The organism is Bordetella genomosp. 11 (assembly GCF_002261215.1).
Classification (GTDB): Bacteria; Pseudomonadota; Gammaproteobacteria; order Burkholderiales; family Burkholderiaceae_B; genus Bordetella_C.
The window spans coordinates 3,415,619-3,436,641 of sequence record NZ_NEVS01000004.1; the positions used below are offsets into that span (position 1 = coordinate 3,415,619).

The 21,023-nt window shown below is 60.5% G+C and carries 18 protein-coding genes; 14 read left to right on the plus strand and 4 right to left on the minus strand.

The window, feature by feature from the left end:
* Positions 1-107: 107 nt before the first annotated feature.
* From CAL28_RS22995 to CAL28_RS23060, 14 genes are all read left to right on the plus strand, one after another.
* Complete coding sequence (locus CAL28_RS22995) at positions 108-788, plus strand: virB8 family protein (protein WP_094843493.1); 681 nt, start codon at positions 108-110, stop codon at positions 786-788.
* Between the two features lie 5 nt (positions 789-793).
* Positions 794-1,369 carry a hypothetical protein gene (locus CAL28_RS23000; protein ID WP_094843494.1) on the plus strand — a complete coding sequence of 192 codons (576 nt, stop codon included), beginning with the start codon at positions 794-796 and terminating at the stop codon, positions 1,367-1,369.
* On the plus strand, positions 1,366-2,232 hold the full coding sequence (locus CAL28_RS23005; RefSeq protein ID WP_094843495.1) for a TrbG/VirB9 family P-type conjugative transfer protein: 867 nt from the start codon (positions 1,366-1,368) through the stop codon (positions 2,230-2,232). The genes CAL28_RS23000 and CAL28_RS23005 overlap by 4 nt, the downstream gene beginning before the upstream one ends.
* On the plus strand, positions 2,229-3,380 hold the full coding sequence (gene virB10, locus CAL28_RS23010; protein WP_094843496.1) for a type IV secretion system protein VirB10: 1,152 nt from the start codon (positions 2,229-2,231) through the stop codon (positions 3,378-3,380). The genes CAL28_RS23005 and virB10 overlap by 4 nt, the downstream gene beginning before the upstream one ends.
* 169 nt (positions 3,381-3,549) lie before the next feature.
* Positions 3,550-3,822 (plus strand): hypothetical protein, encoded by a 273-nt coding sequence (locus CAL28_RS23015; RefSeq protein WP_094843497.1) that lies wholly within the window; start codon positions 3,550-3,552, stop codon positions 3,820-3,822.
* A gap of 40 nt (positions 3,823-3,862) precedes the next feature.
* Positions 3,863-4,891, plus strand: a complete 1,029-nt coding sequence (gene virB11 / locus CAL28_RS23020; RefSeq protein WP_094843498.1) for a P-type DNA transfer ATPase VirB11 — start codon at positions 3,863-3,865, stop codon at positions 4,889-4,891.
* Between the two features lie 19 nt (positions 4,892-4,910).
* Positions 4,911-5,183 (plus strand): hypothetical protein, encoded by a 273-nt coding sequence (locus CAL28_RS23025; RefSeq protein ID WP_094843499.1) that lies wholly within the window; start codon positions 4,911-4,913, stop codon positions 5,181-5,183.
* 69 nt (positions 5,184-5,252) lie between these two features.
* Positions 5,253-6,299, plus strand: coding sequence for a helix-turn-helix domain-containing protein (locus CAL28_RS23030; RefSeq protein WP_094843500.1), 1,047 nt, complete (start codon positions 5,253-5,255; stop codon positions 6,297-6,299).
* 514 nt (positions 6,300-6,813) lie between these two features.
* The gene (locus CAL28_RS23035) at positions 6,814-7,266 is read left to right on the plus strand and encodes a hypothetical protein (protein ID WP_094843501.1); all 453 of its coding nucleotides are present in this window, start codon (positions 6,814-6,816) and stop codon (positions 7,264-7,266) included.
* A 12-nt stretch (positions 7,267-7,278) separates the two neighbouring features.
* Entirely contained in the window at positions 7,279-7,986 is a 708-nt protein-coding gene (gene stbB, locus CAL28_RS23040) for a StbB family protein (RefSeq protein ID WP_094843502.1), read from the plus strand.
* 9 nt (positions 7,987-7,995) lie between these two features.
* Positions 7,996-8,385, plus strand: a complete 390-nt coding sequence (locus CAL28_RS23045; RefSeq protein ID WP_094843503.1) for a hypothetical protein — start codon at positions 7,996-7,998, stop codon at positions 8,383-8,385.
* 395 nt (positions 8,386-8,780) lie between these two features.
* Positions 8,781-10,484 carry a type IV secretion system DNA-binding domain-containing protein gene (locus CAL28_RS23050; RefSeq protein ID WP_176464083.1) on the plus strand — a complete coding sequence of 568 codons (1,704 nt, stop codon included), beginning with the start codon at positions 8,781-8,783 and terminating at the stop codon, positions 10,482-10,484.
* A 21-nt stretch (positions 10,485-10,505) separates the two neighbouring features.
* Entirely contained in the window at positions 10,506-13,472 is a 2,967-nt protein-coding gene (gene mobF, locus CAL28_RS23055; protein ID WP_094843505.1) for a MobF family relaxase, read from the plus strand.
* 439 nt (positions 13,473-13,911) lie between these two features.
* Entirely contained in the window at positions 13,912-14,961 is a 1,050-nt protein-coding gene (locus CAL28_RS23060) for a DNA cytosine methyltransferase (protein WP_094843506.1), read from the plus strand.
* On the opposite strand, the gene CAL28_RS29595 is transcribed toward CAL28_RS23060, so the two are convergent.
* The 4 genes from CAL28_RS29595 to CAL28_RS23080 all read right to left on the minus strand — a co-directional run bounded on the left by CAL28_RS29595 (position 14,873) and on the right by CAL28_RS23080 (position 20,442).
* A complete protein-coding gene (locus tag CAL28_RS29595; RefSeq protein ID WP_141218236.1) occupies positions 14,873-16,282 on the minus strand; it encodes a hypothetical protein in 1,410 nt (469 codons plus the stop codon). The genes CAL28_RS23060 and CAL28_RS29595 overlap by 89 nt on opposite strands.
* Positions 16,279-18,471: an ATP-binding protein gene (locus CAL28_RS23070; protein WP_094843508.1), complete on the minus strand. Its 2,193-nt coding sequence runs from the start codon at positions 18,469-18,471 to the stop codon at positions 16,279-16,281. Before CAL28_RS23070 ends, CAL28_RS29595 begins: the two co-directional genes overlap by 4 nt.
* Positions 18,472-18,478: 7 nt before the next feature.
* Positions 18,479-18,895, minus strand: a complete 417-nt coding sequence (locus CAL28_RS23075; RefSeq protein ID WP_094843509.1) for a very short patch repair endonuclease — start codon at positions 18,893-18,895, stop codon at positions 18,479-18,481.
* Between the two features lie 182 nt (positions 18,896-19,077).
* Positions 19,078-20,442: an ATP-binding protein gene (locus CAL28_RS23080; RefSeq protein ID WP_094843510.1), complete on the minus strand. Its 1,365-nt coding sequence runs from the start codon at positions 20,440-20,442 to the stop codon at positions 19,078-19,080.
* Positions 20,443-21,023 lie beyond the last annotated feature (581 nt).

Genomic DNA, 21,023 nt, shown 5'->3' on the forward strand with positions numbered 1-21,023 from the left:
TCCAGGAGAACTCATGAAGGCCGCCATCCTGGCTGCGCTCGTCGCGGCTCGCCTTTTGTCGTCCGTACGTTTCGGCATTTCGCCCTTCGCGATTGGTGGAGGCATGAATGTCTGAAGTCGATCCCAACCTATCTCTCGACGCCCAGCTGGAACGTTCCAGGGGCGCAGAAAGAGATCTGCTCACCGAACTGCTCTCGTCCCGGCGCACAGCCTGGCGCGTCGCCACCGCTGGCCTCATCATTGCCGCGCTTGCCGCCGGCGCGCTTCTCACCATCTTCCCCCTCAAAACGCCCCCGATCCTGTACGCGGTGCGTGTCGACAACGCCAAAGGGCAAATCGACCACATCACCCGCCTGGGAGACGCCAAGGAGGACTACGGCGATCGCATGGATCGGTATTTTCTCCACCAGTACGTACTCGCCTGCGAAAGCTACGACTGGTACACGATCCAGAACACCTACGACCGCTGCGGGCTCTTCAGCGCGCCGAGCGTGCAGAAAGCCTACTACAAGAAATTCCAGGGTGACGACAGCCTGGACAAGGTCTACGGCAACCACACCCGCGTCGTCATACACGTTCGCTCAATCACCCTCGGCCCGAAGCAGAGCGCTACGGTGCGCTTCACGCAGATCACCGAGGGCGACAACGCACCGGCCAAATCGAAGCAGTTCATCGCCACGCTGGCTTACCACTACGTCAACACGCCCATCTCCGAAAGCGTCGGGCGCGATAACCCGCTTGGCTTTCAGGTCGTCAGCTACACGACCGACATCGAAACCGTGAGGTAACCACCATGGACAAGAACGAAGTCAATGCCCTCGCCCGTCGCCTGGAAACCGCCGATCGGCTGACCAATGCGGAGCGCGTTGCGATCCTGCGCGACATCGAACGGTATGCCCGGCATGACCTCTACGGCGCGGCCAAGCTCTGCAAGGATCACCTAAATGAACGCGCCGACTTGCGGCTGCCCACCGCCGTCATGGCCGCGGAACGTATCGGACGCCATTTCGAGATGCGCACGAACGAAGCGCGCCGACCCGTCGAACTCTACGGCGAGCAGGACAAGCAGATCCGGCAACCCGACGATGGCCGCCATTACGAGGGGCCGATCGTAGGCACCACGCCCAATTGCGTCATCCAGCTCGACCGCGACACGGGCGACCTCATCGTGCACAACCGTGCCTCGCTGGTCCGCGCCTTCGAGTCGACCGAAATCGACAGGCCGCTGACGATCAACTATCCCTTCAAGGCGGTCGGCGGCGTGGGCCTGGTCACCGAAACCGGCCACGGCCATGAAAAGGCACACGAACACCAACTGGCGCGCGGCCACCACCACGCTGCCGAACACGCCATGGAACACAACCGATGAATCGCGCAGTCAAGCTTATCGTCGGGGCGATATTCGCCGTGGCGCTGGGTTCGGCGTGGGAACCTGCCCTGGCGCTGGATCATCCCCACGCCTCGCCCAAGGATTCGCGTATCCGATGGGCCAATTACGACCCCGACAACGTCATCGAAGTAGACACGGCGCTGGGCGTGGCGACGCAGATTGAGCTGGCCCGTGACGAACATTACGTCACCCATGCCTTCGGCGACGGGGCGGCCTATGCGTTCCAGCAGATCGGCAACCACTTGCTGCTCAAGCCAATCGTGGAGCAGGCGGACACGAATCTGCTCTACATCACGGACAAGCGCAGCTATTCGTTTTCCTTGCGGTACGTGACGCCATCAGGCGAAAAAGCGGAGAAGTCCGCCGACGCCAAGGCTGCAAGGAAGCCCAGTTCCCAGGGCTTCTTCCGCCTGGTGCTGCGCTATCCGGACGACGAGCAGGCCAGGGAAAAGGCGCACGACGACAAGACGTTCATCGCGCGGGCGCTGGCCAAGACCGAAGGCGCGATCAACTGGAAGACCTACACGATGAATGGCGACACGTCGATCGCCCCGGTCAACGCCTGGGACGATGGTGCGCAGACGTGGCTGCGCTTCGCGCCCGGCCAGGATCTGCCGGCGGTGTACTTCGTCGACGCCGATGGCCAGGAAGTCATCCCGAACCGGCACATGGCCGACGAACACACCATCGTTCTCCACCGGACCGCGGCGTCATGGCACCTTCGCCTGGGCAACCAGGTCCTGGCGATTCACAACGATTCGCCCATACCAGCCCGCAGCCTGCCCACGCGCACGATCTCTCCCGCGGTGGAGCGCGTTATCCGTGAGGAGCCTGGCCAATGAAATGGTTCAAGCGAAGCAAATCCAGGGGCAAACCCATCGACGCGGTCGCCGCCATCGAGGCCGAGCAGGTCGAGGGCCGCGGCCGTCCGGACCTGGAAGGGTCGGCGCGACCAATAGCACCGGGCGCCAAGGCGTTCATGCTGCTTCTTTTCGTCGCCGCCACCATGTTGCTGGGTATCGTCACCTGGCGCGCCATGGCCACACGCGGCACAGAGGATACTTCCGCACCCGATGCCGCCCCAAAGGGAAGGATCGAGAACCTGCTGCCTGGCCTGAAACTGTCGCTGCCCAAGCCGCCACCGGAAGACAAGCCCGCCGAATCGGTGCCTGCCACGGTTGCGGCCACGCCGAATCCAAAAGGTAGCATGTCGCTCGCGGCAGTCACCGAGCCCAGGATCGACGACGTCACGAAACGACGTCTCACGAGTGGCCTCCAAGGTCCAAAGGTGGAAAAGAGCGACTCGGCCAGCCCACCGTCGGCTGCTCGGCCACAGCAGGCCGACAGCGGACCGATGGCCGATAAACTCCGACCGCTCAAGCTCACCGCGGCCAAGGCGTCGCTCCTAGGGAACCGGGACTTCTTGCTTACCCAGGGCACCATGATCGACTGCGCCAAAGAGACGAAACTCGTGAGTGCCCAAGCGGGGATGATCACTTGCTACGCCACACGGGAAGTACGCTCGACCAATGGCCGGGTTGTGCTCATCGACCCGGGAACGCTCTTTGTTGGGTACCAGCAGAGCGTGCTTGCGCATGGGCAGCCCCGTATCGGCGTCGTATGGTCCCGTCTGGAGACGCCTGAGGGCGTAGTCGTCAACCTGGACTCTCCCGGCACGGGTCCTTTGGGCGAGGCTGGTCTGGACGGGTATATCGACACGCACTTCGCCGAGCGGTTCGGCGCTGCAATCATGGTCAGTCTCATCAGCGACTTCGGCACCTGGGCCAGTTCGCGCGGCAACAACGACAGCGGCTCGATCCGCTTCGACAGCACGGACGACGCCGCCAAGAACGCCGTGACGACCGTGCTGGATAACTCGATCAACATCCCGCCCACCCTCTATAGCAACCAGGGTGGCCGCGTCGGGATCTTTGTCGCGCGCGACCTGGATTTCAGCTCTGTATACACCTTGCGGCCGACGCCGCGCTGAAGTCGCCTCACTCATACCCGCCCCCTACCCCAGCCCACCGCCGCCCGCTCGGCTGCGAGCGGGCGGCTACCCACACGATGAGGAAGTCGTCATTCGCATCCTGTGCGTCAGCTTTATTGGCCACGCGATCGCGCCATAAGCCTTATGCAGTTTCATATCTGGAGCTTTCATGGAATTGAACAGAGACTTTGTTGAGCGCTTCAAAGATGAATACGAGAAGAAAAAGAGCGCCTACTTGATATGGAACTCAATCGAATCGAAGTTCGAGAAAAAGCTTTTAACCGCGCAAGAATTTCAGACTTTGTCGAGGTCTTTTTCCTCGCCGTCCCTGGAATCCGCCCGGAAGCTGCTGCAACGTTTCCCCAGGAATCTCTTGTACACCGTGGCCCTCAGTCCGGGCTTTCGCCGTTGCGCGGTAATTGACCGCTTTTTCTCAGCATAACGAACGGACCGCATGGTCCGTTTTCTTTTTCATAGATTCCATGAACGATACCCCCATGACGCCAGAGGAGGCGCGAGAGTCCAGTCGCGCCCTGGTCGTACGCCAGATGATGCGACCGATCGCCGCCTATATGGAAGATGACGAGATCCGCGAGATCACGGTCCCGCGTCCCGGCGTGCTCTTCACCAGGCGCAAGGGAGCCTGGCATCAGCATGACGCGCCGGAACTGACGCTCGACTATCTGAAGGCGCTTACCGATGCGATGGCGAGCTTCAATCAGAAGAACTTCACGCCCATCATGTCGTTGAAGCTTCCCGACGGCGAGCGCGCCCAGGTGGCCCAACAGCCAGCCGTTCTGGACGGCAGCTTGTCGCTGAACATCCGCAAGCACAGTTCGGTCGTCAAGACGTTGGACGAGCTCGAGGCAGAGGGGGCGCTCCTGGACTGGAAGGACGTGAGCGGCCCGCTGGAGAACGCCGCGGCGTTGAGCGATCAGGACAGGGAGCTGCTGGACCTGAAAAACAGCCGCGACACGCGCGCCTTCCTGGAAAAGGCGGTTCTTTATTGCCGCAACATGATCATCGGCGGCAAGACCGGATCGGGCAAGACGACGTTCGCCCGCAGCCTGATCGAATGCGTGCCCACGCACGAGCGGATCATCACCATCGAGGACGTGCACGAGCTCTTCCTGCCGCGTCATCCGAACCGCGTGCACATGCTCTACGGCGCCGACGAAGGACAGATCTCGGCGACCGATTGCATCGCTGCCTGCATGCGCAGCTCGCCTGATCGGATTTTCCTTTCCGAACTGCGCGGCTCGGAGGCCTGGGAATACCTCACGGCACTCAATACCGGACACCCTGGCTCCGTGACCACCACGCATGCCAATAGCGCGCGCGACAACTTCGATCGGGTCGCGCTGCTGGTCAAGCAGTCCACCGCGGGCAATCAGATCGACATCGATACGATCCGTCGATTTCTCTACAAGACGCTGGACATCTCGCTCTACTTCGCCCACTACAAGCTGGTCGAGGTCTATTTCAACCCTGGACGAGCACTGCTCGCCTGACATCGATGTGGAGCCCCCCATGAGCTCTGGCGCACGACGCTACCGGTCGCGCAATACGCGCGTGAGCGACGCTTACAAGATCATGCAGCAAGTCTACGAACGCTGCCAGGCCGCGGGCGAGTCCCCGCAGACGACGCACCTGGCCATCCAGGCGGCATACCCCTGGGGCGAGCGGCGCCGCTGGCCTTACAAGGCGTGGCTCATCGCACGCCGCGAGTTCTACGAGGCGCATGGCCTGCCGCTGCGGGAGCGTCGCCCCATCGCCGAGGTCATCGAGGAGATTGCTTCGTGACCGGCCGGCCCTGCCGGGCCGTTCGGCAACACCGTTTACCCGGTAAAAGAATTCCACACGAGGGACGCTATGAGCGTTGACGCTTCCAAATGGGCCACACGGGCAGACGTCCAGAAGTCATCGTCCAAGACCGTCCTGATGAGCCTGGCGCACCTGGTGCGCTATGACGCCTCCGACTGGACGGCCTTCGCGTCGATCGAGTACCTGGCCAAGGTTACTCACCTGAACCGCAAAACGGTCATTGAGGCACTCGGGCGACTGCGCGAGTTGGGCGCGATCGTGGATACCGGCCTGCGTGCCGGCAGCAACCGAAGCTGCGTCGTCTACCGGCTATGCCCGAATGCCGTGCCCACCATCGATTTCGGGGCAGCGCCCAGCTATGCTGGAGGCCACCTGCAGGGCCATGCGAACCAGGGCGGTCTCGACCTGGCCGGGGACGACGATTGCGGCGACGTTGGAGAAGGTGGCCAGGCCGCCGACGCGGCGGAAGGTACGCTGCCGTCACAGCCGGCGCCTCTGGCCGACCTCGTGGCTTACGGCGAAGAATCCGCCGAGATCTGCGATACGCCGGCGTATTCGGCCACAGGGCATGTGCCTCTCACCGCAGTCGACGAGTTCGTCGGCGCCAGTCACGTCACATCGTCCAATATCACCACGGGCACGACGAGCGACACTAACGCTTTCCGGGCAACAGCGCAGGCCCACCCCAGACGTCAGGCCCGGCACCCTCCACGGGCGTCGCCGGACGAGCCCGCCGGCGCTGGCGCCACACGACTGCCGCAGGGCTGGACGCTTCCCGACCGATGGCGCGCCTGGACGTGCCGCGAACGGCCGCATTGGAGCGACGAGAAGATCGACGCCATTGCCGCGACGTTCAGCGCGTATTGGCGCACCAAGGCTGGCCAGGACGGTTTCTCGGCGAACTGGTTCGAGTCCTGGCGGCTGTGGGTCTTCCGGGAACGGGGCGAGGCCAGGCAAGGCTGCACACCCTGGCACGGCAGTTGGAGCGGGATCGTGGCCAAGGGGCGTTCGCTGGGACTGCACCAGGAGCCTGATGAGCCCGCCCCGAATTTCCGGGCGCGCGTACTTCGCGCGGCGGAGTTGCCACCGAGCTGAGGGTTATCCACACCTACTCCGACGCTTGGCCCGATTATGGGCCTGTACCGAAATCGGGCCTGGCCCGGTTTTCCTCTGCGCCCAGCCCGTTTTTTCCAATCGCCTGGCCCGAAAACGGCTCGCCGCCTGGCCCGAAAACGGGACCCTATAGGTTTTTATAGGTTAAAGGGTTTGAGAGAGGGTCGCGCGCGAGGCGCCGGCCGAAAACCGAAGGCCGATCCGCCTACCCTCCGGTCGCTGCGCTCCCTTCGCCCCGCCGCCTGCGGCGCCGGCCTGGAAACCATAGCTGAAGTCCCCCTTCCCACCGGCGCGGTGCGCCGTCGGGCGGTGGAGAAGTAGCCCCCCAAGCGCGGGGGCATGCTGCCCCCCTGGCCGGCCGCCCTGCGGCGGCCTCGCTTCCGACCCCCCTGGGGAACCGCAAGGGTTCCCCCACGCCCGCAAGCGGGCGCGGCTCCCCCTCCCGTCAACCCCGTCAGCAGCCCGGCAAGCCTGGGCATTTCGTCATGCGAAACCAATGAACACGACGCCTGATCCCCCAATCCCCTCGCTCGGCGACATCGAGCAGCGCCTCCGCGACCTCGGCAAAACGCAGCGGCGCGCCCAGCTGCGCGCCCTGATGCCTGCCATCGACACCTTGTCCACCCAAGGCGTCTCCTACGCTGCAATGGCTCGCCAACTGACAGACGCTGGCCTTGCCTTGGCGCCGGAATCCCTGCGTAAAGCGCTGTACCGGTGGCGCCGTCGCAACGCCGCCGCGGCCTCCATTCCTGGATCCACCGCGCAGGCGGCGGCTTTGGCTCGCGCAGCGTCGCCTGTCCCGCCCATCCAGCCGCATAGCCCGACACCGCCTAGGTCCCATTCGCAAACCGCGCCCCACATCTCCAGCAAAGCCGACCTGGCCAGGCTGCGCGATGCGGACACCATCCCTGATCTGAACGCGCTGGCCGAACTCGGCCGGCGGAAATAGGAGCATTCCCTCATGAAAGTCGCAGTCCTGAACTACTCCGGCTCGGTCGGAAAGACCGTCATCGCCAGCCATCTTCTCGCGCCCAGGATTGCCGACGCGCAGATCATCGCGGTTGAATCGACGAACGAGAGCGCGGCCGATCTGGGCCTGACCGTGGAGCAGCTGCGCGGCGAACAATTCGGCCGCCTGTTCCGTAAACTCCTCATGACCAGCGCCGCCATCGTCGACGTGGGCGCCTCCAACATCGAGGACTTCCTGGCCGAGCTGGTGAAGTACGACCAGGCGCATCAGGAGATCGATCATTACGTCCTGCCCGTGGTGTCCACCGGCAAGGCGCAGCGGGAAACAATCAAGACCATCCAGGCGCTGGCCGCCATCGGCGTGCCGGCGGACCGGGTGCGTCTGGTCTTCAACCGGGTCGATGCCGACGTGATCGACGAGTTCGCCGCAATGTTCGGCTACGCCCGGCAGGCCGGCGGGTTCATGGCCAACCCGGAAATCGCCGTGTTCGAGAACGAAGTGTTCGACCTGCTGGCCAACCGGCGCACGACCATCAAGGAAGTCTTGGCTGACGGGAACGACTATCGGCAGCAGTTGCGCGAGGCCGACCGAAGCGACACCGCGCTCATCTCCCGCCTCAGTGACCTGCATGCGCTCCAGTCGCTGGCACGGCCGGTGGACCGGCAGTTGGACCGTGCCTTCGACGCCCTCTTCGTGTAGGGACCGTCCATGCCGCCCGAGTTGAAACCCGAACTCCCGCCGCCCCGCAGCAAGCTGGAGTTGCTGTACCGGGAAATGCTGGAAAGCTGCGCGCAGGCCACCGAACGCAGCGAAGCGCTCACGGCGCGCCTGGAACAGGTTGCGCAAGCGTGCCAGAGCCTGCCGAGCGCGCTTCGCCAGGCGGCTTCGACAGCAAGCCTCCAGGTCTCCGAGCAGGCAAGTCGCGCCTTGCTGGACTCCGCGCGCACCATCGCCGCCGCTGATCGTGAGCTGCGCAAGACCGCCCATGCGATCTCGGACGGCTCTTCGCGCAATGCGTGGTTCACGGCAGGCTTGTGTGCTGCCAGCGCCTTCCTTGGGGCGGCCGTAAGCATCCTTCTGGTTTTTGTTATCAGGTAATCCCCTCCCGCGAAACAGGTCCCCAGATGAAAAAGCGCATAACACCACAGCCGCAAATCGTGATCATGCACCTCCCGATCCGGCAACACTCGCCGAGAAGAACGCCTTTTAGCGAGTTAAGAATCCAGGACGGCCTTACCCGGCAGTTGCTGATCGACGACTTACCCGCCATAACACCTCTGCGCCACATCGTCCCCTCGTGACGCCGACCGGCATGGATCAAGCTTCGGCAGTGGTACCGAACTTCAGATCCTGCGTGAGAGCCACCCTCAACATTTCTCTTTCCGTGGGTGGTCCGCCCCCTAAGTTGCCGGGTCTCGCTGGCTTAACCACAGCACAGCGATCAAAACAGCGTCCCTGTATCCGCCGTACTCAAGATCTCTTCAAGGATAGGCATGGCACCAGACATACGCAGGCGAATCATCAAGTTCGCCCTGATCTTTTTCCCTCTCGTGGCCTGGTTCGGTACCGCGCGCTTTCTCTCTGGGCTGACCTTCAACCAGATCGATTGGCGCGTCGTATCCGCCTGGCTCCTTGCCACGCCCCACCATTCCGGCCTCATCGCCGCGCCGATCATGGGGCTGCTCCTGGCCATCGCCCTGGCTTTCTCATTGCGTCGATACGCCAAAAGCGACGGCTACGACGGCGCGGGATACAAAAAGCACATCCGCGGCACCGAGGTCGTGCCGCTAAAGAAGCTGCGTAAGCTCTGCACCGAGCCGCGCAAGCAGCAGGTCGATATCGCAGGCGTACCGATGCCCACAAGCGTCGAAAACCTGCACTTGCTTTTGAACGGCGCGACGGGCAGCGGCAAGTCGGTGCTGCTGCGCGCGCTCGTCTTCTCCGCGCTCAAGCGCGGCGACCGGATGATCATCGTCGACCCCAATGGCGACCTCTACAGCAAGTTCGGCCGCCCCGACGATGTGATCCTGAATCCCTACGACGCCCGCACCGAGGGCTGGTCCTTCTTCAACGAGGTCCGGGCGGACTACGACTGGAAACGCCTCGCGCTCTCCGTCGTGCCCTTGGGCGGCGACGCCAACGCCGAGGAATGGAACAGTTTTGGCCGCCTGCTCCTGAGAGAGGCAGCACGTAAGCTGTACGAGCTGGGCACGCCCGATATCCAGGAGCTCTTTCGTTGGTGCACCATCGCCTCCGACAAGGACCTGCGCACCTTCCTGAGCGGGACGCTTGCCGAATCTCTCTTCGCGGGATCGTCGGAGGCCAGCAAGGCGCTCACCAGCGCGCGATTCGTTCTCTCCAACAAGCTGTCCGAACACATGAGTATGCCTCCCGGCAAGTTCAGCGTGCGCGACTGGATGGATTCGGGCACCGGCAGCCTCTTCATCACCTGGCGCGAGGACATGAAGCACGCCATGAAACCCCTGCTTTCCGCCTGGGTCGACGTGTTCTGCTCCCACCTGCTGTCGATGCCCGAGGACCAGGCCCGGCGCTGGTGGCTCACCATCGACGAACTTGCGTCGTTGGAAAAGCTCGCCTCCCTGGAAGACTTCCTGACCAAAGGGCGAAAGAACGGCGGCCGCGCACTGGCGGGCTTGCAATCGGTCTCCCAGCTCGACGACATCTATGGCAAGCAGATGTCGCAGACGCTGCGCGCGAGTTTCCGGTCGCTGGTCGTCCTGGGCGGGTCCAAGACCGATCCGGAGACGGCAGAAGAAATGTCCAAGGCGCTCGGCGAGCATGAAGTCGCGCGCCCTGAATACACCGATAGCCGAAATCCTGGAAGCTCGCGCAGCACGTCCGAACGCCTCGTACGCTCGACCGAACGGGTCGTCACTGCGGCTCAGATTCAGGCGCTGCCTGACCTGACGGGCTACGTCGCCTTCGCCGGCGATCGCCCCATCTCGAAATTCCTGCTCACCCCGCAGAACTTCGTCAACCGCCTTCCCGCCTTTGTCGAAGCCAGGCGCGCCGGCGCCCATCGCATGGCCAACACGCCGGGCGAAGGTCCTCGCGCCTGGAGTATCGAAGACTTCCCCGAGGATCCGACCCAATCGGCCGGGCCTGATGGCACCCGGTCCGGGGCTCCGGGCCCTGCTGGACAGGCCTCCACCCTCGCCCAAGCAGGCCACCTGTAACGTTCACCACCTGAGGCACGCATGATTTCCCGAAAAATCCTACACAGGCACAGTGCAGGCAAGGCCATGCACTACTACTCCGAGCAGAAGGATGACTATTTCAGCCGGGAAGGCGGTGCGGCGCAATGGCAGGGCAAGGCAGCCGCCGCACTCGGCCTCACGGGCGAGATCGACCCGGCACAGTTCGCCGACGCCATGCGCGGCGATTTCGGGCCCGGCATCCAACTCCCCTATTCGGTACGCCTGGATTCGAATGCGCGCGCAGCGCTGGATCTGACGTTCTCAGCGCCGAAGAGCGTCAGCATCCAGGCACTCGTCGGCAAGGATGCCGTGGTCCTGGCCGCACACGATCAGGCAGTGACGCGGGCGCTGGAATTTCTGGAAGCCGAAATGATCCTTGCCCGGCGCAAGGAAAACGGCAGCACGTCGGTCGAACACACGGGCAACGCCGCGATCGCCAAATGGCGGCATGAGACCTCGCGGCCATCTCGCGACGCGCTGGCCGATCCGCAGTTGCATACCCACGCCCTGATCTTGAACATCACCCAACGCGCCGATAGAAGCTGGACGGCCATGGGCAACGAGGAGATATTCCGGTCGCTGAAACTCCTCGATGCCGTGTATCAAGCTGAGCTGGCAACGCAACTGGAGAAGGCCGGGTACGCCTTGCGCCACGAGGGCGGGCATTTCGAACTGGCTCACATCTCTCGCCAACAGATAGAGGCGTTCTCCAAACGGTCAATGACAATCGAAGCCGAACTGGCCCAAATCGGTGAAACGCGACGCAGTGCCAGCCATGGCGTAAAGCAGACGGTGACGCTGCGAACCCGTCAGGCCAAGACGCCAGAGGTGTCTCGTGAGACGCTACAGGCTGACTGGGAACGCCAGGCCAAGGAATTGCATCTGGATCTGGCCCCGGAGAAGAAAGAACGCGAGCAACTTGTGGAGCGGGAATTCGGCGGCGAACACGGCCATGGGGAACCGTCACAGCATGAAAACACGCAAGATACGGCGGGGGGCGAAGCCAGTGTCTCGGGTCGTGGTCCAAAGCAACGCCTCGCCGGCGCGGCGTCCGATCACATATCGCCCGCCGACCAGGCGCGAGAGCGTGTCGCTTCTGAAGCGCTGCGCTGGGCGATCAAGCACCTGACAGAGCGGGAATCCGTCATGCGGGAGAAGAATCTCCTGGAGACCACCCTGAACCATTCCCGTGGTACCGGTGTGACCGTCAGCGATGTCCAGCGGGCGATCCGTTCCTTCGTAAAGAAAGGTCAGATTATCCTCGGCACCCAGCTCTATCGGCCTTCGGCACAACAGGATGGCCAGGCCCTGAGCCGAAATGCCTGGATCCACTCGCTGATGGCCTCGGGTAAAAGCCACAAGGAGGCGGTCAGCGCGATACGGCGCGCAATCGCCCGCCGGGAGTTAGTGCCGGCAGACCCGCACTACACCACTCAAGCTGCACGCGAGCGCGAAAAGCGCATTCTGCAGATCGAACGCGAGGGGCGGGGAAAGGTGGTGCCTATACTTTCCACAGAAGCTGCGCAGGCATCGCTTGCCGGGCGCTCTCTGAAGCCAGGTCAAGTTGCGGCCGGTGAACTGATCCTTAGTACGTCCAATCGTGTGGTCGGCGTCCAGGGTTTGGCCGGCACGGGCAAATCGCACATGCTCGACCAGGTCAAGAACATCGCCGAGGAATCAGGCCACACGGTCCGCGCGGTCGCCTCGTACGGGATGCAGATCCGCGCCCTACGCGAGCTGGGCGTGGAAGCCAACACGATTGCGTCGGTGCTGGAGGCTCGAAACCAGGATCGATTCAAGATCGATGACAAAACCGTGCTCGTGGTCGACGAAGCCGGCGTTGTCCCGACCCGCCTCATGGAGCGCCTCCTGCAGCGTGCCGAAGCCGCCGGCGCCCGGGTCGTGTTACTGGGCGACACCGGCCAGACCAAGGCGATCGAGGCTGGCAGGCCTTTTCATCAATTGCAGGACGCAGGCATGCCCACCGCCCTGATGGGCGACATCATCCGGCAAAAGGATCCTCACCTGAAAGAAGCTGTCGAACTGGCGGCCGCCGGCCGGGCGCCCGCATCGCTCGACGTCCTGGACACCAAACTCCAGTCCGTGCACCAGGTCTCGGACAATGCAGCGCGGTATGAAAAGATCGCGCAGCGGTACGCCACATTGGCGCCGGATGATCGTCGGGAAACTCTCATCGTCACGGGTACGAACGACTCGCGCAACGCCTTGAACGACGCCACACACGACGCGCTCGGTCTCGCCGGATGTGGCTTCGTTTTTGAGATGCTCACGCGTCGCGACACCACCCAGGCCGAGCGACGACAGGCCAAGTATTACCAGATTGGTGATGTCATCCAACCCGAGCGGAACTATGTGAATGGCGTCTTGGTACAGGGCAAGATGTACCGCATCGTCGACCAAGACATGAAGCGAAACCGCCTGACGGTGGAACTTGTCGAGACCGGCGCGCGAACAACCTTCAATCCTTCGCGTGCGGCCAAGCTGTCTGTATATCAGCCGGTCCAGGCCGAGCTATCGGCCGGCGACTGGGTGCGCGTGACTCGCAACGACGCTGCCAGGGACTTGGTCAACGGGGCGCGATTCGAGGTCCTGGCAGTGACGCCCACGTCGGTGACCTTAGGAAGCGAAAACCGAACAGTGCTGCTGGATGCCCGCACCCTTCCCTTGCATCTCGATCGCGCGTACGCGACGACCAGCCACAGCGCGCAGGGCCTGACTGCAGACCGCGTCCTGATCAATGCGGAAAGTTTCAGCCGAACTACGAAGCAGGACGTGTATTACGTGGCCGTGTCACGCGCGCGCTACCAAACCGACGTTTATACGGACGACCGCACGAAACTGCCTGCGGCTGTCGCGCGGCACGAGGGCAAGTCCGCTGCGCTCGACATTGGCTTGGCATACAGCGACGAGGGTCGACGGGTAACCGAGCCTGTTCACGAGCGGTAGGCGACTTTAGAAAAGACAGTCGTAGGGAGGACCATGCGCGGGTGCGTCAACAGCATAGCGGCCCCTGAGTCATAGCATCAATCGCTCGCGCATAGCCTAGCTTATTCACCGAACCCTGGAACCATTGCGGGTTCGCTCGGACTTCCCCTCAGGAAGAGACCGACGACGGATGGCTGATGCGGAGGCGTTCTGCCCAAGCCTGCAAATGCTCAGCGACCGAAGGCGCGGCTGGCATTGACGCCAGCCAGCGCCTTCCGGGGGAAGGTCAGAGCGTCTATTCCTTCCCTGTCCAGACTAGGTGCGGCAGCTTGGCCAACGCTGTTTCCCGTAGGCAAGGTGCCCGGAGAGTTCGAGAAAATGGGACAGTGCAATATACTCTCACGCTTGCCTATTTCCGCGTAGGCGCAGTCTAACTTCTAGTCCAATCATTGAGAAAATAATGACCAACATCCGGGCCTTTGACATGTTCTGCGGTGGGGGGGGCAGTAGTCTGGGGGCCCAGGCTGCCGGCGCGGAAATCGCGGGGGGGGTGGATCTGTGGCAAACCGCAACGGACGCATTCAAACTCAACTTTCCCGAAGCCGTGATCTTTAACAGGGATTTGAGAAAGCTACGACCTGCCAAAGTAGCTGCGAAGACGGGAAAAATTGATCTGCTGCTGTCGTCTCCCGAATGTACACATCACACCTGCGCACGAGGCAACAGACCTCAATCGGAAGAGAGCAAAGAAACGGCGCTCCAGATTGTCCGATATGCAAAGGCCCTGCAGCCCCGTTGGATCGTCCTGGAAAACGTCACCCACATGCTTCCCTGGGCACGCTACCCGGAGCTAAAGAAAAAGCTGTCCAGACTTGGCTATCATCTTCGGGAGCAAGTGCTCGACGCATCGAGCTTCGGAGTACCCCAGCGACGAAAGCGACTATTCTTGCTTGCTGATCTGGAGCAGGAACCACAGCCGGTCATCATCCCGGACGTATCGCCTATGACCGTCGAATCGATCCTCGACCCGGAAGGCACATGGCCGATGACCCGCCTCAAGACGGAAAAGCGTGCTGCTGGGACGCTGGAGCGCGCAGAGCGTGCCGCAGCCAAGCTGGGGCACGAAGCGTCGTTCCTAATCGTATATTACGGAAGCGATGGGGCCGGAGGTTGGCAGCCGTTAGATGTACCATTGAGGACGGTCACGACTGTGGACCGATTCGCACTGGTTCGACCAGGACCGGATGGTCCGATGATGAGGATGCTTCAACCTTCCGAAATCAGGAGGGCCATGAGCTTTCCTGAGCATTACAGATTCCCCGATGTCAGCCGCCGAGAAAAGATAAAACTTTTGGGAAACGCGGTGTGCTCCAGGGTGATGCAGGCAATCGTTACGTCACTGTGCGCCGAATATGACACGGTTAGTCAGCAAACCGCATTACCCCAGGTCGCCGAGCGTGTGTGGTGTAGTGATGCACGATCTCATCCATCTGGGTTCGCCGCAGCCTGAAGCGGGGGACGCCATCTACGTGATGCGTTGAAGACATCGCCATAAAGCAACGGCAGGACACCAGCAGGTGCCAATCTCCCGCTGCAATGTCAGGAGTCTGTTCACGCAGCACAAATCTCCCCAAATCCAATACGCTGATGTTGTTCAGGCGCCGTTTGATCTTGCCTCCCGTTTCTTTATTCTGCTGACCAGTAAAGGGATCAATGAGCTCGACCGGGACAAGGAGGGAGAGCAAATATCGTTGAGTACTCAGTTTTCCCTGAACGTGATCACACTCAGGCCCCAGCTCAACAACAAGCAATTTTGTTCTACCCGCATCCTCGTCACTAATCGTTGTTTTTGTGGCGAATTCACGTCGGATCAGATCGTGCTTCTCATAGCCGAATGCTTCGATAAAGGGCCCCGAGTTGACGAACCTTGTGCTGAGCACCGTAACCACCCCGCGCCCACTCGGGAGATGAACAGGATCAGCGCGCAGCTCTTCGAGCAGATAGCTTGTATTAAGGTGCGCCGCTGACACGACGGCTGGGCGTTCCACCTTGCCTTGATCGGGAATGCGTTCCAGGAGCGGTTGAAAGTCTTCTGCCACGGCGGGAAGGCTGGCATCAAATTGGCACAGTCGATCCTCCAGCAGTGGCAGCAAGGCGGAATCGAGAGCACGAGAGGGTTCTGCCCGCGCAACGCGCATTCCCGTGGCTTCACTTGCCAAGTGCGCCAGCAACTGCGTCCAACCGTCCACCGGGCGGTCCGCCGACTTCACCAAATCAAACAATCGGTCGGTTGTGCGCGCAGCGGCGCGACCAACCCGATCCTCCCACGATGCAGCGATGGCCATCGTTGAATGCCCCTGCAACTGCTGCAGTATGAGTTCGCGCAGTTGCTCCGGATTAAATTGGTCGCCGCCCTCCGCCGCATCAACGCTAAAAACATCATTCTTATCGACGACGCCATACCCTACCGGCGGGAAAACTCCCGAGGCGGCCGCCCGCTCGTCAATGAGTCGTAAGATCAGCTCATGGTCCTCAGGATACTGCGACCAAAATATCAACACATATGGCCCCAACGCGACAATTTTCCGAAGGCTTCTGATGATGTTGGATGCATGTAGCCTCTCATTCTGTGGTCCTCCACCGACCATGTGTATGTCGGTGAAGACCACCCTAATCCCCTCAATCGGACTAGAGGGCGCGTTTTCGAGTTCTCCATCTTGAAATAGAAAAGGTATGGGACAGAATCCGGCCTTACCGAGCCCCCACACGATCTTCTTCAGATGATCTTCGTTATCGTCAATGGCCACCACACGCGAATAAAACGGGATCATTTTTCTTTCTTGAAAGAGAACACCACTGCGGTGCCATCGAAGACTTTCGGGATGTCAATGACATCCCTTAACTCCTCGGCCGTTGTCACCTCGATCTTGCCGCCTAACGAGTCCATCACCGTCTTGCAGTAGAACAGGCCGAGCCCCATGCCGCCGGCACGCGTCGACATGAATGGCCTGCCAATCTGCTCTGGAGGAAGCTGAAAGCCGGGACCGTTATCGACGATGGCGATGACCCCGCCGCTTTCCTCGTCCCAGTGGGACAGAACCAGTATGGCGCCCGGATTCGTCGTCTCATCTCTTTCACGACGGAATCTCGTCCAGTAGATAGCGTTGTCGATCACATTGCTCACCGCAGCGACCATCAGCCCGCGTGGAAGCACTTGCGTGAACACGTGCTTTTTCTCAGGGTCAGCAGCCCAGTTCGAGAACACAATGCCGTGACGAGCGAAGCGGTCCTCGTGCATCCCTGCGGCACGGCCAACAAGCTCCTCCGCGGAAACTTTGCGGGGCGGATCACGTTGCAGCAGGGGCTTGAACGTATCGAGTAGCTTTCTGAGATGCGAGACCTCTTGGCGTATGTCATCTGGATTCGGATTGCCCTGCAGCTTCCGCTGAATGCGGTCAATGCTATGGACGATCTCGTGGAAGATGAGAGCCAAGTTGATGCCGGCCATGCCGGAAGAAACCATGACGTCCTGAAGTGTCTTCAGCTCATGCTGAATCGATTCGAGGATCGGTTTGATTTCTTTTTGTATGCCGTGCTGCTTTCCCAATTGGACCAGCTGCTGCATAGCCTCCTGAATCGGCGGAGTAGCGGCCTCGTCGCCCCTGATGGCCCGATCAATGGCCTCTCTGTCCGTCGCGTGTTCTCGATGAAAGCGATCGAAGATACTCAGTACTGTTCTGTGAAGTTTTCGGAAAGTCTGGTTATCGTCAAAACCTTCACGATTGGTCTTTTCCTTAAGCCCGGAACTAGCTGCCAGTTCCAGTGACACTTGAGCGATGACACTCTGCGTTCCCAACTTTCCGGCGGGCCTATTTATCCTTCGCGCATCAAGTCCGAGCCAGTCCTCTCCCGGTTCGCCATAATTGAAGACGCGGATGTTGTCTCGGTAGACGCGGACCCCCGTTTGATTCTCCAGCCATTTCTTGATCTGCTGTGGGGCTCCTGAAGCCTTCAGTATCTCGTCACGCCGATGGAACGCGTGAAACTGTCCCTTGATAGGGCCTATGCCGTCCAAATCCTTCTTGGACAGAAAGATGTGGTCCTCATGTCCGTTCGCCTTTCCGCCTCCCACTCCTTTTCCTGACGGTCGATCATCCTCATCCGGTTCGAGCAGCACCAACTTCTCGGTCCCGCCGGCAGTACGTCCCGTCAGCCCTTTGAACCTGGGTGGCGTGAACCGATACTCCCATTCCAGAATTCCATCCTGGGTGAGCTTAAAATCGAAATGCCAGACCGCCGAATCCAACATCTGTTCAAGGGAGGGCAGATCCTTGATTTCTTCCTCTCTACCTGGCAGATGCAGTTCGACCTTGAAGGAGCCTGCCTCGTCGAACGGGTTGCTCAGCGAAGTGACAAGACGGTAGAGATCACGGATCTCCCTGCGGGTCCAATCTTCCCGGTGCAGATCTGCAATCTCGATCCGTGTACCGTGGGCTGGTCCCGTGAACACTGAAGGGGGATCGCTCTGTTCGATCTGTACCTGCAGACCATCGCCCAGAAATCTGGCACTGTCGATGAGCTTGCTCCAGTCTATCGAAACATCGAACTCGCTCTTACCTGGTTCGCGCGTAGTCAGCGTAAGCTGATTCCCCAGCTTCTGCACCGCAAGTCTGCCCACTCCCTTCTCGCCCAGGGGCAGGCGTCCCTTGGGTGTACGCCCTCGGCGCGCTGCACCGCGCTTTGAATCCGCACCAACGACGAGCCATGCCGCCTCTATCGTGGCATCGGACATACCAAAACCATCGTCCATCACCACGATCTTTGGCGGCGTAGCATCCAGATGGAGCGTCACGTCTACCAGCGTCGCGTCCGCATCATAGGCGTTCTTGACCAGCTCGAATACCGCTAGCCTGTCATGACCGATTAGTTCGTCACCCAGCAGCTTCAGCACATGGGATTGAACTCGAAACGGGACGCTTTTTATCAATTTCCGCTCCTGAAGTGGGACGGTATCGGGCAAGTGAGTATCATCGCGTGGCGTCTGAAAGAAAGCGCTTTAGTACGTCGAAAAGCTTCCCAATATCCTTCGTCTCGCATTCCCATACTGTCAGGACATTCCATTGCAGGGCCTTCAGAGCCTCTGCAGATGCTTGGTCCCTGCGAACGTTCGCATCGAATTTCTTGCTCCAAAAATCGACATTGGACTTTGGAACATATGCATATTTGCATCGAGCGTGGCGATGCCAGAAGCACCCATGCACGAAAATTGCTTTTTTCAGCTTCGGAAGCACGATGTCTGGCGAACCCGGCAAATCACGTCGATGGAGGCGGAAACGGTAGCCGAGCGCATGAATAGTTCTTCGCACGGCCATTTCCGGCTGCGTATCCTTCCCCCTTATCCGGGACATTACCCTGGATCGATGTTCAGCCGTCAGCGTATCCATGACATGACACCTAATGTCTTCCTTGCCTCACCAGAGGGTGGTTATCCTACGACTCGCGGTTTGCCTATTCCCGATTTGGAACATATTGTATCTGCCGGACAGGGGAAATGCTCGGGTATGTTGTAGTTGATTCTGCAGCGTCGATTGATGAAAAGCAGCCCAATCCATGTCAACAACATGAATTATTCGCTGTCATCCGCATTGCCGGCCTTCCCCTCCCCCCTCAGAGTCACGCCTCGCGGTACGGACGGACCACGGTATCCGCTCCGAGCATTGGTCGGAACGTGAATATGCTGCCGCGGCGACGCTCGCTCTCCGGAAAGCTCAACACCTCCGGCCTCCGCCTGCATGCGCACATAGCCGCGCAGCATCTTTTCATTGTAGGTATACCAGCCCGGCCGCTTGTCCACACTCTGAAGAATGTTGCCATAGGCGACTGACTTCAGTTGCCGCAACTTCTCCCCGAATTTTTGCCGGTTCAGGACGGCGGTTTCCTGCCGCTTTCGGCATACGATCTCGTACGATTCGTGCATCCGGCCGATATCGCGGAAAAGGTCTTCACCATCCGCTGTCGCCCACACGACCGTCTCATATTCAGCATCTCGATGGAGTACCGCTTTTTCATAGGGTCGGCGCAGTTCAGCAGTGATTTCGCCAATAGCCGCGTTGAGGCCAGCTAGATACTGCACCTGCCCAAGCGTCTCGACCGGTTCTTCTGCCGTGAATGCCTCCCACAGCATCTTCTCCATGATCAGATGAACGAAGTAGGGAAATCCGTCGCTGACGATCGCGATCCTCCAAGCGATGTTGTCATCGAGATCCAGCTCGAAGGCATGGGCAGCTTGCATGGCAATTTCCCGCCGGCCTTCCCAGCCGAGGCGATCCAGTTCGATAGTGGCGAGCTGCCTATAGGCTGACTGGTGGGCGCCAAGCAACTCATCTAGTGAGGATCCCACGCCCGTGAACACGAACTTGATCGGCACCTCCTGGTCCCCGATCATCTTCAGCAGTGAAGCAAACTTGTTGCGCTCATCGACATCGGAAATAGTGTCGAACTCGTCAAGAACGATTACCGGTGCACGAGAATGAAGGGTTCCTACTTCTGAAAGAAGGCCGATCGCATCGCCTATCGTTAGAAGCTGTGCACTGATGTCTATCGGAGAAATTTCGCGATTCTCGCCCAAGGACAAGCCGCGCCAAGAAAACGTACATGTCCGGGTCGTTTCGATCCTCTGAACTCTCGACCGATTCAACGCCTGGTACGCGATATTGGCAATGATGGAAGTAAAGGTGGCGTCAGATGAGCCCGACACGGTGATGGGTGCGCCATCGGACGATTGGTACAAGTTCGCGGCGGTGTGAGCCAGGGAGCTTTTTCCAACCCCTCTATCGCCAAAAATGAAGATATGGCGGCCTGGCATCACCAGGGCGCGGCGGATAATTTCCAATTCCTTCTCCCGGCCTCTCAACAGTTCAATGCTGCGGACCGGAAACGTGGGGCTCAGTGTTTCATTAAGCTTGTCAACGAAAGCCCCTTCGTTGTGCATGGACTCTATGGTCAAACTTTACCCCTGCGGCAGAGAACATCGCGATTTTACTGGCATCTACAAAGCCTGTTCCCATCCTGTGGAAAATCATGGGCGTCAACCCACCAGACAAGCGCACGATTTTCAAGTCCGTTGCCTACTTATCGGGTGGCAGCCTTCACGCGCTTTCAGTCATCACTGACAGGTACCAAGCTAAGCGTCTCCAACTTGTGCAATGTCACCAACAATACTGTCTTCGCATCGGGCGACAGCAAGCAGAACAGGCTCAACCAAGTGATCCAAAAAACGCACGGAACAAATTGCAAATCCCGCCGACTCTGACCATCGGTCAGGGCATGCCCGAGCGGGTGATCGTGAACCGAGACCCAACATTGGAGCCGTACCGACCGTTCTTCATCAATGGGTGAATCGATGTTGACGGAGCTGATGACGGTCAGCCTGCCCGCGGCGTTGAGGGCGGGCTTGGAGCGGTATACGGCCATGCACGGCGAAGCCAATGGCGGACAGGTCGGTGCGGCCGCATATTCTGCCGTTTTTCCTCAAGAACGACCGGGGGACTCACCTTGCTGGGATTAAATCCG

Excerpts from the sequence above, each read along its gene's own strand:
- virB11 (WP_094843498.1), top strand. The coding sequence starts at position 3,863 with ATGAACGATACCCCCATGACGCCAGAGGAGGCGCGAGAGTCCAGTCGC.
- stbB (WP_094843502.1), top strand. The coding sequence starts at position 7,279 with ATGAAAGTCGCAGTCCTGAACTACTCCGGCTCGGTCGGAAAGACCGTC.
- CAL28_RS23075 (WP_094843509.1), bottom strand. The coding sequence starts at position 18,895 with ATGGATACGCTGACGGCTGAACATCGATCCAGGGTAATGTCCCGGATA.
- virB10 (WP_094843496.1), top strand. The coding sequence starts at position 2,229 with ATGAAATGGTTCAAGCGAAGCAAATCCAGGGGCAAACCCATCGACGCG.
- CAL28_RS29595 (WP_141218236.1), bottom strand. The coding sequence starts at position 16,282 with ATGATCCCGTTTTATTCGCGTGTGGTGGCCATTGACGATAACGAAGAT.
- CAL28_RS23045 (WP_094843503.1), top strand. The coding sequence starts at position 7,996 with ATGCCGCCCGAGTTGAAACCCGAACTCCCGCCGCCCCGCAGCAAGCTG.
- CAL28_RS23080 (WP_094843510.1), bottom strand. The coding sequence starts at position 20,442 with ATGCACAACGAAGGGGCTTTCGTTGACAAGCTTAATGAAACACTGAGC.
- CAL28_RS23005 (WP_094843495.1), top strand. The coding sequence starts at position 1,366 with ATGAATCGCGCAGTCAAGCTTATCGTCGGGGCGATATTCGCCGTGGCG.
- CAL28_RS23015 (WP_094843497.1), top strand. The coding sequence starts at position 3,550 with ATGGAATTGAACAGAGACTTTGTTGAGCGCTTCAAAGATGAATACGAG.
- CAL28_RS23035 (WP_094843501.1), top strand. The coding sequence starts at position 6,814 with ATGAACACGACGCCTGATCCCCCAATCCCCTCGCTCGGCGACATCGAG.
- CAL28_RS23025 (WP_094843499.1), top strand. The coding sequence starts at position 4,911 with ATGAGCTCTGGCGCACGACGCTACCGGTCGCGCAATACGCGCGTGAGC.
- mobF (WP_094843505.1), top strand. The coding sequence starts at position 10,506 with ATGATTTCCCGAAAAATCCTACACAGGCACAGTGCAGGCAAGGCCATG.
- CAL28_RS23000 (WP_094843494.1), top strand. The coding sequence starts at position 794 with ATGGACAAGAACGAAGTCAATGCCCTCGCCCGTCGCCTGGAAACCGCC.
- CAL28_RS23060 (WP_094843506.1), top strand. The coding sequence starts at position 13,912 with ATGACCAACATCCGGGCCTTTGACATGTTCTGCGGTGGGGGGGGCAGT.
- CAL28_RS23030 (WP_094843500.1), top strand. The coding sequence starts at position 5,253 with ATGAGCGTTGACGCTTCCAAATGGGCCACACGGGCAGACGTCCAGAAG.
- CAL28_RS23050 (WP_176464083.1), top strand. The coding sequence starts at position 8,781 with ATGGCACCAGACATACGCAGGCGAATCATCAAGTTCGCCCTGATCTTT.
- CAL28_RS22995 (WP_094843493.1), top strand. The coding sequence starts at position 108 with ATGTCTGAAGTCGATCCCAACCTATCTCTCGACGCCCAGCTGGAACGT.